We start from the raw sequence: 12,141 nt of genomic DNA on the forward strand, positions 1-12,141 counted from the left end.
GAGAGAACATATGATAAAAAAACTGTTTCAAGACCCCCTTGTTTTGTTTGTTATTTTCGGTGCGCTCGTGTTTTCCCTTTATGCCTATCTTGATCAAAGCAACATTAATCCGGTGGAATTGAGTGACAAGAACAGACAGCTATTCACCGAACAATTTGAGCTTCTAACTGGAAGGCAGGCCACACAAGCTGACATTGCTAAAATAGAGAATGATTATATTCAAGAAGAAATATTATTTAGGGAGGCTTTAGAAGCAGGTATACATTTAGGTAACCCTGAAATACGTGGCACCTTGGTACAAGAAATGCGCTACCAAGTCACTGGTGTCATTAATGAACCAACAGAAGAACAACTTGTGCAGTATTACCTGCAACATATTCAACGATACGTTATAGAGCCTGCAATTAGTTTTCAACATGTGTTTTTCAATCAACCCCCTGAGAAAAGTGTACTTATACAACTAGTCAATGGTGAAAGAATTACAGGTGACGAGTTTTGGCGTGGACGGGTTTTACCTAACTATGGCATTAGTATGATCAGAGGAATGTTTGGTAAACCATTTTTAGAACGTCTACAAACGGCGCCTTTCAATAATTGGTTTGGTCCTCAACAATCAATGCTCGGCTGGCATTTTGTAAAAGTCATAGGTACACAATCGGCCTCACCACTCACCTTTGAAGAAGCCAAAATGCAAGTGCAAAACGATTACACTGTTGATGCAATTGAAACCTCGGTCGATGAATACATTGGTCAATTTGATAATAAATACCAGATTATTCGCCATGTTAATTAGACCCATAATTAATATAATTAAAGCCTGTTGTTTTGCGACAGCATTAACCTGGTTATCGGTCTTACCGGCAAGTGCAGATGTATTTGTTTTGGGAGATTTTAGAATTACTCCAGGCGAAGAAGCAGGCATGTATGTATTAAACGCACAATTACCAACCTCGATCATGAGCAACACCGATATAACTTTGCCAGAATCCTGTACTTTACAAAGGTTTAATCGCCAAGCATTTACTGATAAAACTCAACTAAGATACGATTTTCAGTGCACACAACATTTTAATCAAGAGGCTGCTATCATCACCCCTTGGTTTATTGATGGCGCTAAAGTGTTATTGAACATAGATGGTCAATCTACCAGCATAACCCTCAAACGCAGTTTAGATACAACTGTTATCCCCCTTAGCCATACAACTGAGCTAACCCTCAGTAAAAGCGAAACCGTAAAACGCTACTTGTGGCAAGGAATGTTGCACATTTGGTTCGGCTGGGATCATTTAGCCTTTGTATTATGTTTGTGTTTGCTGGCCAGTCACTTGCGTTTACTTACGCTTATAACCACCTTTACCCTTGGCCATTCACTCACTTTAGCCTTGGCTTATTACAAAGTGGTAAACATTCCTATCGCACCGATAGAGATTCTCATCGCTCTTTCGATTATATTAATGGCACGGGAAGCACTGAAACACATGAAATTGGCGTGCTTAGGTTTGCCAACAAAAGCTTTAACAGCTTCGGTAGGCGTTGTACTTCTATTTGGCTTAATTCATGGATTAGGCTTTGCCAGTGCCTTATCAGAACTAGGCGTTCCACAAAATGAAATAGGCTTAGCATTATTGTTTTTCAACTTAGGTGTAGAAGTAGGTCAAGTGATGTTTATTGCGGCCCTTTATGCCCTATCAAAAGCCTTATCAACACTCAAAAATAAACAAATTGATTTCTATTTACGCACCAGTGTTTTATATGCGGTAGGAATTCTTGGTTCATTTTGGGTATTTGAACGTCTACTCAGGTTTCCCTTTGCTAATCTCAGCTAAGTCATCAAGTGTTTGAATAATCTTTTGAAATTGACACTGTTGGGCAAAATCTCGTAAAGATTGGTAAGCCTTATCCGGAAATGTATATTCTTCATTAATTTTATTAAGTTTACTGGTAAAGCCAGATAAGTAACCAATTTCAGCTAAAACTTTCAAAGCATTGTATTGATTTTTACCCGTTGGGTGGTTGGCTAATCTATGAGTAACGGTTTCGATTACCGTCGGTTCATCTATCTCGTGCACCCAAGTTAAATTGAGCCAATGCCCTACTTTTTCCAGTAGAGCATTCACCATAAAAGGTTTGACTAAATAGTCATTGTGATGGCCAATAGCAGTATTAGATACTTCAAGATCTCTTACATTTGCAGACACAATCACTATGGGCTGATTAAAACCGGCGTTCCTCATTTGTTTGGCGGCTTGCCAACCATTAACATCGGGCATTTTTAAATCAAGTAATATCAAATCTATGGATTTGTAATTTAACGCCGACATTGCGCTAAACGCTGAATCAGCCATTTCAACAATAAATCCAACGGGGCGCATAATATCCCGTATCAGATCTCGCTGAGCTTGTTCGTCATCTACGACTAATATACGTTTAGCGAGGCCTTCGTATCCATTAATACTACTTTGCGCGATGCCTTCATTTTGAATAGGCTCAATTTTGGGAAGTAAAAGACTCAGCTTGAAAATACTGCCTTTACCAATTTCACTTTCAACACTGATATCCCCACCCATTAACTCAGCAAGTGCCCGCGATATAGTTAAGCCTAGGCCTGTACCAGCAGTTTTATTTTGACTTTCTAACACTCGCTCAAAAGGTTTGAAAATAACCTCTTGGTCGGCATTTGAAATCCCTTCGCCAGTGTCTTCAATTGAAAAATATGCGACTTCGTTACGGTACTTAAGACTAAAACACACAGAGCCTTGTTGAGTAAATTTGATGGCATTAGATATTAAATTAATCAGAATCTGCCGTAACCGTTGCTTATCTACAGTGACATAATCGGGAAGATACTCTGGAAAATGATAGGTGAAATCTAAGCCTTTCGACACCGCTTGTAAACGAAACATATTGACCAACTGTTCAAGTAAGGGCCGCAACTGCACTTCGTCTTTATGAACATACAAACGACCCGCTTCAATTTTTGATACTTCCAAAACACCTTCAATAAGGTCAGCTAAATGTTCACCATTGCGTTTCATAGTGTTAATTGAGAGACGCGTTTCTTGACTGAGGGTGACGTCTTTTGACAATAATTGTGTATAACCCAATAAAATATTTAGCGGGGTGCGCAATTCATGACTTAAACCTGCTAAATAGCGACTTTTAGCTTGGTTAGCCGATTCAGATGACTTAATAGCGAGTTGGTATGCCTTACTGGTTTTTTCATGGGCACTGACTTCATTGGCTAATGCTGTGGTTTGCCCTCTAAGCACAGTCAGTGCATCACGGTTACTGCCTCTGGCAAGCGTAAACAACCAACTGATCACACCAACAATGATTAAAATGAAAAAGAATGTTTTCATTAATAGCGACACAAAAATTTCGTCTTGCTGGGTATCGGTAGCCTGCATTTGTTTGTAAATCAAGAACAATATTAACGCGATGATACTGCTGAGTATGGTGGTTAATAGGGCCCATTGTGCTATTGAAGTAGAGAATATGTTAGTCGTTTTTTCACTAAAATAACGTCTAAGGACCGTTCGAACTTGCGCTGAAAATGTAGCATCGCCTCTGCATTTATCACCGCACCATACGTCAAGCGAACAACACAAAGAGCATATAGTTTGATGATACGCTGGACAATATGCCATATCTTGTTCATCAAATTGGTTTTCACAAATACAACATGTGGATTCGATATTATGAGTTTTCTCAGGATGTGTATCATTTACCAAATAATATTTTCCCTTGGTAATAATACCGATGAAAGGAACTGTAATGAAGGGAATTAAAAATGCAATATATGAGCCTAACGCTTGAGCCAACTCCCCGATTAATCCAGAGTGGGCGACAAACCCCGCAACCGAGGCGATAATCATAGAAAAAGTACCAACTGGATTAATGTCGTAGAGCTTAGAACGCCTAAATTCGATATGAGGTGGGCTTATGCCTAGTGGTTTATTAATGATGAGGTCGGCAACCACTGAGCTTAACCAAGCTAATACCAGCACTGAGTATACTTGCAGCATACTCTCAATAGTTTGATACACGCCTAGCTCCATTAGGAGCAAAGCAATAAGAATATTGAATACCATCCACACTACTCGACCAGGATGGTTATGGGTTAAGCGACTAAAAAAGTTTGACCAAGCTAATGAGCCTGCATAGGCATTAGCTACGTTAATTTTTAATTGCGACAAAATAACGAAAATAGCTGCAATGGCTACACTAAATGATTGCTCGTTAAATATGTATCCAAAAGCTATTTGGTACATATGCGCTGGATCGCTTGCAAGTGAACGGTCTATACCTTGCTGCAAGATAAAGTAAGCTAAATATGACCCTAAGAACAGCTTTGCTGCACCAACAATTACCCACCCAGGGCCTGCAAAGATAACAGCTAACCACCATTTCAACGGTTTTTTATCTTCTGATGTTGCAGGTAAAAAACGTAGAAAATCGACTTGCTCGCCTATTTGCGCGACCAAAGCCAGTAACACCGCAGACGCACCGCCGAATAATAGGATATTAAAACTTGTGCCACTTTCACCGGCATCGCCGGTAAAATTAATCCATTCACTCACATTACTGGCTGGGTGATTAAATACGTACAGCAAGGGTAACAGTTGCAACACTAACCAAATTGGCTGTGACCACACCTGAAAACGGCTAATGTTTGTAATCCCATGGGAAACCAAAGGAATGACCACTAAAGCACTAATCGCATACCCTATCGACAATGGAATGTTTAGCCATAAAAGCAAAGCCATGGCCATTATGGCGGCTTCTAAGGCAAAGAAAATAAAGGTAAACGACGCATAAATAAGCGAGGTTATAGTTGAACCCATGTAGCCAAAACCAGCACCTCTGCTGAGCAAGTCCGCGTCAATGCCATATCTAGCTGCATAATAACTAATTGGCAAGCCGCTTATAAATATGACTACAACTAACGCGACTATGGCCCATGCAGCATTAATAAACCCATAATTTAGCGTAATAGCCCCACCGATAGCCTCAAGCACCATGAAAGAAATGATGCCTAGGGCTGTAATCGCAATTCGTGAGTAAGACCATTTACGGGCCCGTTTTGAGGTGTAGCGTAATGCAAAATCTTCCATCATTTCGTTTGCTACTAACTTTGTGTAAGTGCGTCTGGTGAATGAAGACACTTGCTTTACAGGGATACTTTGATGCGGAGGCTTGGCTTTAATATGCTTAATACCTTTATGTGAAAAACAAAATGAGTCAGTTCAACAAGTCTGGGAAACTAAAGTAGTCTAGGTCCTTAGGTGATTATCAGCAATAGGCATATACAGACATTAACTAAGTAATTTGACTGATGTCATTTCAACAAGCTAAGCGCAATAATCAAACCATGCCTTTTTGGTAAGCATATTTAAACAAATACTTTATTTGCCACGTACGTTATTTCTAATGTGCTCAGGATATGAAGTCATCTACAAGGATCCATCATGAAATTAAATACAATAATAATGATCAGTACTGTTGTGATAAACACAGTGTTGGGGTCATTCGCTATTGCGCAAGAAGACACTATCAAAGTCGGTGTTCTACATTCTTTGTCAGGCACCATGGCCATCAGTGAAACAACACTCAAAGACACAGTGTTAATGATGATTGAAAAACAAAATAAGAAAGGTGGCATCTTAGGCAAAAAACTTGAAGCCGTAGTCGTTGATCCTGCATCAAACTGGCCGCTATTTGCAGAGAAAACCCGTGAGCTGTTAGCTAAAGACAAAGTCGACGTTATTTTTGGTTGCTGGACCTCTGTATCACGTAAGTCAGCATTGCCGGTACTTGAAGAACTTAATGGTTTGTTGTTTTACCCGGTGCAATACGAAGGTGAAGAGTCCTCGAAAAACGTATTTTATACTGGCGCAGCGCCTAATCAGCAAGCTATCCCTGCCGTTGACTATTTGATGAATGATATCGGTGCTACCCGCTGGGTACTCGCTGGAACAGACTATGTTTACCCGCGTACTACCAACAAAATTCTTGAAGCCTATTTAAAAGCGAAAGGTGTTAAAGACGAAGACATCATGATCAGCTACACACCTTTTGGCCATTCTGATTGGCAAGGCATAGTGTCTGATATTAAGACGTTTGGTTCCACAGGCAAAAAAACCGCCGTGGTGTCTACTGTTAATGGTGATGCCAACATCCCATTCTATAAAGAATTAGGTAACCAAGGTATATCTGCTGAAGACATTCCTGTTATTGCTTTCTCTGTAGGTGAAGAAGAGTTATCCGGTTTTGATACCGCACCACTAGTGGGTCATTTAGCTGCCTGGAACTACTTCCAAAGCGTAGAGTCCGAAGAAAACGATGCCTTTATTGCCGAGTGGAAAAAGTATATTGGTGACGACAAGCGTGTCACTAATGACCCAATGGAAGCCACTTATATCGGTTTTGAGATGTGGGTAAAAGCGGTTGAAAAGGCCGGAACAACTGAAGTCGATGCCGTAGAGCAAGCAATGATTGGTGTAGCCGTGCCTAATCTAACAGGCGGTACTGCTGTTATGAATGCTAACCATCACTTATCTAAGCCAGTGCTTATTGGTGAAATCCAAGATAACGGTCAATTCGAAGTGGTGTGGGAAACCCCAGATACCGTGATTGGTGATGCATGGTCAAACTTTTTACCTAGCTCTAAAAACCTCATTTCTGATTGGACTGCACCGGTTAGCTGCGGAAACTTTGATGTCAAAACAGCGAAGTGCTCTGGTCAAAATTTCTAAATTTAATTTGTGTGTAGGCGACTGATAATATTTTAATTAAAACAGTCCCTGTTTGTTCGGCTTCTTGTATTTTTCAGGGGAAGCCGGACTTTTTTAATTTACAGGGCAAGGAATAAGCAATGCACCAAATATTTTTACTATTACTGTTGTTAGTAATATCTGGGCAAAGCTATGCCATAAAAACAGAGGTTAGTGATGAGGTTAATAAAAAGACTCATTCAAAACTGATCTCTCTGGTTAATCAGCTTCCCAAAACCAAATTACGTAATATGGCACCGCTTATAAAGCAAATATCCCTAACCAAAAAGCCATTAACCCGCAACGTATTACAATTTATGCTAGACGGCGATCTCTATTTCTTAAAGGCCAATAAACAACTAGTCCGCGCTCAAGTAGCCGCTAATAATCTTTATCAATTAACAGATGTATTGACGGCAGAGCCTATGCCAGAAGTAAAAAAATCGCGCATATCAAAGATCAAAACCAATAACAGCTTACGCAGTACCTTGCGCAGTATGATTGCCAAAATCGACTTAACAGACGAAAACAAACAGGTACGCTTACAGGCAGTACAACAATTGCTCAGTTCACCAAGCAAAAAGACAACCGCGATCATCACCGAGTTAATTGACAACGAACAAGACGAAGATGTGAAAGCATTAATGGCCACGACTGTAGCTTTGCAACAGCTGAAAGACGGTGACGTTGATGAAAAAATTGCGGCATTGAAACAACTCAACGGTTCGTTAGAGCCCACAGTTAAAAACCAAGTCGTCAAGTTATTGGCCAACCTGCCTGAAAAAGAACGCAGTGCAGAGCAACAAATTCTCAAAGAGGCCTTAGGCACCACACTGCAAGAAATCGAAAATCGAGCCAGCTTCTATAGCCTACTGGAAACCGTGTTCTTTGGCTTAAGCCTGGGTTCGGTATTGCTATTAGCCGCTATTGGTTTGGCTATCACCTTTGGGGTGATGGGCGTGATTAATATGGCCCATGGTGAAATGATCATGTTAGGCGCTTACACCACTTATGTCATCCAATTAGCTTTCCCTTCGATGATTGAATATTCATTACTGATTGCCGTACCCGCGGCGTTTATTGTATCGGGAAGTGTGGGGGTCATCATCGAACGCGGTGTTATCCGCTTTTTAAAAGGTCGACCATTAGAAACCCTATTAGCCACTTTTGGTATTAGTTTGATTTTACAACAGTTGGTGAGAACCATTTTCTCGCCCCTAAACCGCCAAGTCATCAGCCCAGAATGGATGAGTGGTTCATGGCAAATCAATCCTATTTTTTCTCTTACCTTCAATCGTTTGTACATCATAATATTTTCTATTTTTGTGTTTATTTCTTTGCTAATGATCCTTAAAAAAACCTCCTTAGGTTTACATGTACGGGCAGTGTCCCAAAACCGTGATATGGCAAGGGCGTTAAGCATTAAAAGTGATTGGGTAGACGCGATTACTTTCGGCCTTGGTTCGGGCATTGCGGGAGTGGCAGGCGTAGTGTTAAGTCAATTAACCAACGTTGGTCCTAACTTAGGTCAGGCCTATATCATTGATTCATTTTTAGTCGTGGTGTTTGGCGGTGTTGGCAATTTATGGGGCACTTTGGTTGCAGCCATGTCACTTGGGCTCACCAATAAATTCCTTGAACCAGTAACAGGTACAGTATTAGCCAATATCATCGTGTTGGTTGGCTTAGTGTTGTTTATTCAAAAACGTCCCAAAGGGCTATTTCCACAAAAAGGGCGGTCCACAGACTAATGCATACACACATAACGCAAGACAGCACAAAGCAGTCTCTTTTTCGCAGTCAAAATCCACTGCACCTGACAATTGGAATATTGTTAATCACTACCTTACTGGTCACGTTAGGTAATCTGTTTTTTCCCGAGTCGTCAGCATTTCATGTTAGCGACTATACCGTTAGCTTATTGGGTAAATACTTATGTTATGCCTTACTTGCACTAGCGGTAGATTTAGTCTGGGGTTATTGCGGTATTTTAAGCTTAGGACACGGTGCTTTTTTTACGCTAGGTGGCTACGCCATGGGCATGTACCTGATGCGCCAAATTGGTGATCGCGGTGTTTACGGCAACCCTGATTTACCAGACTTTATGGTCTTCCTAAACTTGACAGAACTACCTTGGTTTTGGGCAGGCTCCGACAGCATAATATGGATGGTGTGTATGGTGTTTTTAGGCCCTGGTTTACTGGCCTTCATTTTTGGTAGTTTAGCCTTTCGCTCGCGGGTGAGTGGGGTGTATTTATCGATTATGACCCAGGCCATGACTTACGCATTAATGCTTGCTTTTTTCCGCAACGAAATGGGCTTTGGTGGAAACAATGGTTTAACCGATTTCAAGGAAATATTTGGCTTTTCATTACAATCACCGAGTACTAAATTAGGTCTGTTTATTGCTACGGCTATTGCTTTGTCTTTAGCTTATTGTGTATGTCATTTTATCGTTAAATCGAAAATGGGCAGAGTGGTCACCGCCATTCGAGATGCTGAAAACCGAGTACGATTTGTGGGTTATAAACCCGAGCATTATAAAGTATGGATCTTTGTGGTCTCAGCTATGCTTGCAGGTTTAGCAGGCGCTTTGTATGTGCCACAAGTAGGTATTATTAACCCCGGTGAGTTTTCACCACTGAACTCCATCGAAATGGTGATTTGGGTCGCTGTAGGTGGCAGAAATTCTTTATATGGGGCAATCATCGGCGCTATTATTGTCAGCTACGCCAAAACCCGTTTTACCGCCATTATGCCCGAAGCTTGGCTGTTTGCTTTAGGCGGTTTATTTGTATTAGTCACCTTGTTACTACCCAAAGGTATCGCAGGATTAATACCCAGCATCAAACAGAAGTTTTCAAAAACACCTGATTCAATGGAGCAAAACTCATGACCGTTGATAAGGCAGGTTCGCCATTAACTGCCAGTGAAAACATTGTGCCTGATACCCGCCATGGTGTGATCTTATATGTGGAAGACGTGAACTTAAGTTTTGATGGGTTTAAAGCGCTGAACAACTTAAATTTATATATTAATGACGGAGAATTACGCTGCCTGATTGGCGCAAATGGAGCGGGTAAAACCACATTAATGGACGTGATAACCGGCAAGATCCGCCCTGATTCGGGTAAAGTGAATTTTGGCCAAAAAGTAGATTTATTACAATTGGATGAGTCAGAAATTGCACGGGCTGGTATTGGCCGCAAATTCCAAAAACCGACGGTGTTCGAAGAGTTGTCAGTGTTTGAAAATATCGAACTTAGTTTAAAGGGCGATAAAGGCATTTGGACAACACTATTTCATAAGTTATCCGGAGAGCAAAAAGATCGCATTGGCGAAATCCTACATACTATTGGCTTAATAACTGAGTGCTATTATCCAGCAGGCAGACTGTCCCATGGACAAAAACAGTGGTTAGAAATTGGTATGTTATTAGCTGCAGAACCTAGGGTGTTGTTAGTGGACGAGCCAGTAGCAGGCATGACAGGTCAAGAAACCGAACGCACTGCAGAATTACTCACCTCCTTGGCGGGCGAACATTCAGTAGTGGTGGTAGAGCATGATATGGCCTTTGTGCGCTCTATCGCTAGAAAAGTATCCGTTTTACACCAGGGGTCTGTATTGGCAGAAGGTTCCATGGCGGAAATTCAAGCCAACCCTGATGTTATTCGTGTGTATTTAGGTGAGGAGCAAGGCTAAGATGATTACTTTAAGCGCAGTGAATCAAAAATATGGTGGCACTCAGATTTTATGGGATTTGGACTTGGCAATAAAACCCGGTTCTCGCACCTGTATTATGGGCCGTAATGGGGTAGGAAAAACGACCTTATTAAAAACCATCATGGGCCTGTTACCCATTAGTTCTGGCAAACTAACCTTTGGCGAACAAGATATCACTCATAGTTCAGTTGAATTACGTCCTGATATTGGTATAGGCTATGTACCTCAAGGGAGGCATATTTTCCCTCAGCTAACAGTTGAAGAAAACCTCACCGTCAGCTTGAACTGTAAACGTCAAACGAGTAAAACCATACCTGAACATGTATTTGAGCTATTTCCGGTATTAAAGGAAATGCTGCATCGCCAAGGCGGAGATTTGTCTGGTGGTCAGCAGCAGCAACTTGCCATTGGACGAGCCTTGGTGTTAAACCCTGACGTGCTTATCTTAGACGAACCAAATGAAGGTATTCAGCCAAACATTGTGCAACTTATCCGTGATGTGTTGCTTAAACTCAATAGGGAGCAGGGCATGACTATCATTCTGGTCGAACAAAAATTACCTTTCGCTCGAGCCGTGGGTGAAGAGTTTGTGTTGCTGGAAAAAGGCCAAGTGATATCGAATGGCCCGATGGCAGAACTAACAAATGAGTTGGTTGGTGAGTATTTAGCCGTTTAAACGATGTTTATATGTATTTTTTATAGTTGTTTTTATAAAGAGCTTTCACCCTTAGGTAACAGATGACCGAAGCAGTATTAGACATAGTAAAAAGTCGGTGGTTAGCCAGCTTAGCATTGCAGTTGGGGCATTCGGCATATGGCACCCAACTGACTAAAACCAAACGTTGTGGGCCCTTGACCATTCAAAAAGCCTTTTATCCCGAAGGCAGAGATTGCGCACATCTGTATTTATTGCACCCACCAGCAGGCATAGTGTCTGGCGATGAACTTCGCATTAGCATCGATGTGCAGCAAAATGCCCACACTTTGGTGACAACACCTGGGGCAAACCGCTTTTATCGGGCTCGCACTGATTTATCTATTGGCGATCCAAAACAAACACAAATCACTGACATTAGCTTAGAGGCAGATGCTAAGTGTGAACATTTCCCTCTTGAAACCTTGGTATATAACCAAGCCAATGGGCTCAATAACGTCGAAGTTAGACTCCATGCTTCCAGCGTATATTGTGGCTGGGATATGACCTGTTTAGGTTTACCTAGCTCAAACGAGAACTTTACTGGCGGGCGTTTTACTCAGCTCAATACTCTCTACCGTGATGACATCTTGATTTATCACGATAAAGTATTGATTGAGCCCGAAAGCAATATTCAGCATCACGCTGCCGGTTTAGCTGGCAATACGGTATTTGGCACCTTTTTAGCCTATGCATCCAGCGACCAAGTTAGTAACGAACAAAGAGCACAGTTGATTGCACAACTTAGAGCGGTAATTGAGGAACATAATGCCAGCTCATTAGTCAGCATTACCGATATACGGCAACTATTAGTGATGCGTTATTTGGGGCATCAAGCGCATCAGTGCAAACATTTATTTATTGAACTGTGGAAACTAGTGCGCCCTTTGTATATAGAAAAACAAGGCGTACAACCCAGAATTTGGTTTACCTAAAGGCTGTTTTCAAAGG

At 41.4% G+C, this 12,141-nt stretch carries 9 protein-coding genes; 8 read left to right on the forward strand and 1 reads right to left on the reverse strand.

Translation table 11 applies throughout. The features are described 5' to 3' along the window. The first annotated feature begins 10 nt into the window (after positions 1-10). On the forward strand, positions 11-793 hold the full coding sequence (locus C427_RS23440; protein ID WP_007636737.1) for a peptidyl-prolyl cis-trans isomerase: 783 nt from the start codon (positions 11-13) through the stop codon (positions 791-793). After that, positions 783-1,826 carry a HupE/UreJ family protein gene (locus tag C427_RS23445; protein ID WP_007636735.1) on the forward strand — a complete coding sequence of 348 codons (1,044 nt, stop codon included), beginning with the start codon at positions 783-785 and terminating at the stop codon, positions 1,824-1,826. The genes C427_RS23440 and C427_RS23445 overlap by 11 nt, the downstream gene beginning before the upstream one ends. Here C427_RS23445 and C427_RS23450 read toward each other — a convergent pair. After that, positions 1,794-5,117 carry an ATP-binding protein gene (locus C427_RS23450; RefSeq protein ID WP_015431437.1) on the reverse strand — a complete coding sequence of 1,108 codons (3,324 nt, stop codon included), beginning with the start codon at positions 5,115-5,117 and terminating at the stop codon, positions 1,794-1,796. The two genes, C427_RS23445 and C427_RS23450, sit on opposite strands and share 33 nt — an antisense overlap. 372 nt (positions 5,118-5,489) lie before the next feature. On the opposite strand from C427_RS23450, the gene urtA reads away from it, so the two are divergent. The 6 genes from urtA (at position 5,490) to C427_RS23480 (ending at position 12,125) form a co-directional block, all read left to right on the forward strand. After that, the gene (gene urtA, locus C427_RS23455; RefSeq protein ID WP_407636114.1) at positions 5,490-6,755 is read left to right on the forward strand and encodes an urea ABC transporter substrate-binding protein; all 1,266 of its coding nucleotides are present in this window, start codon (positions 5,490-5,492) and stop codon (positions 6,753-6,755) included. Between the two features lie 119 nt (positions 6,756-6,874). Continuing rightward, positions 6,875-8,524: an urea ABC transporter permease subunit UrtB gene (gene urtB / locus C427_RS23460; protein ID WP_007636730.1), complete on the forward strand. Its 1,650-nt coding sequence runs from the start codon at positions 6,875-6,877 to the stop codon at positions 8,522-8,524. An 80-nt stretch (positions 8,525-8,604) separates the two neighbouring features. Further along, on the forward strand, positions 8,605-9,669 hold the full coding sequence (gene urtC, locus C427_RS23465; protein ID WP_007636728.1) for an urea ABC transporter permease subunit UrtC: 1,065 nt from the start codon (positions 8,605-8,607) through the stop codon (positions 9,667-9,669). Next, complete coding sequence (urtD, locus tag C427_RS23470) at positions 9,666-10,475, forward strand: urea ABC transporter ATP-binding protein UrtD (protein ID WP_007636726.1); 810 nt, start codon at positions 9,666-9,668, stop codon at positions 10,473-10,475. Before urtC ends, urtD begins: the two co-directional genes overlap by 4 nt. 1 nt (position 10,476) lies before the next feature. After that, entirely contained in the window at positions 10,477-11,172 is a 696-nt protein-coding gene (urtE, locus tag C427_RS23475; protein ID WP_007636725.1) for an urea ABC transporter ATP-binding subunit UrtE, read from the forward strand. Between the two features lie 62 nt (positions 11,173-11,234). Beyond that, positions 11,235-12,125, forward strand: coding sequence for an urease accessory protein UreD (locus C427_RS23480; RefSeq protein ID WP_007636724.1), 891 nt, complete (start codon positions 11,235-11,237; stop codon positions 12,123-12,125). Positions 12,126-12,141: the final 16 nt, after the last annotated feature.

The sequence above is a fragment of the Paraglaciecola psychrophila 170 genome (genome assembly GCF_000347635.1).
In the GTDB taxonomy this organism is placed as follows: Bacteria; Pseudomonadota; Gammaproteobacteria; order Enterobacterales; family Alteromonadaceae; genus Paraglaciecola; species Paraglaciecola psychrophila.

Excerpts from the sequence above, each read along its gene's own strand:
- urtA (WP_407636114.1), top strand. The coding sequence starts at position 5,490 with ATGATCAGTACTGTTGTGATAAACACAGTGTTGGGGTCATTCGCTATT.
- C427_RS23450 (WP_015431437.1), bottom strand. The coding sequence starts at position 5,117 with ATGATGGAAGATTTTGCATTACGCTACACCTCAAAACGGGCCCGTAAA.
- C427_RS23480 (WP_007636724.1), top strand. The coding sequence starts at position 11,235 with ATGACCGAAGCAGTATTAGACATAGTAAAAAGTCGGTGGTTAGCCAGC.
- C427_RS23445 (WP_007636735.1), top strand. The coding sequence starts at position 783 with ATGTTAATTAGACCCATAATTAATATAATTAAAGCCTGTTGTTTTGCG.
- urtB (WP_007636730.1), top strand. The coding sequence starts at position 6,875 with ATGCACCAAATATTTTTACTATTACTGTTGTTAGTAATATCTGGGCAA.
- C427_RS23440 (WP_007636737.1), top strand. The coding sequence starts at position 11 with ATGATAAAAAAACTGTTTCAAGACCCCCTTGTTTTGTTTGTTATTTTC.
- urtD (WP_007636726.1), top strand. The coding sequence starts at position 9,666 with ATGACCGTTGATAAGGCAGGTTCGCCATTAACTGCCAGTGAAAACATT.
- urtE (WP_007636725.1), top strand. The coding sequence starts at position 10,477 with ATGATTACTTTAAGCGCAGTGAATCAAAAATATGGTGGCACTCAGATT.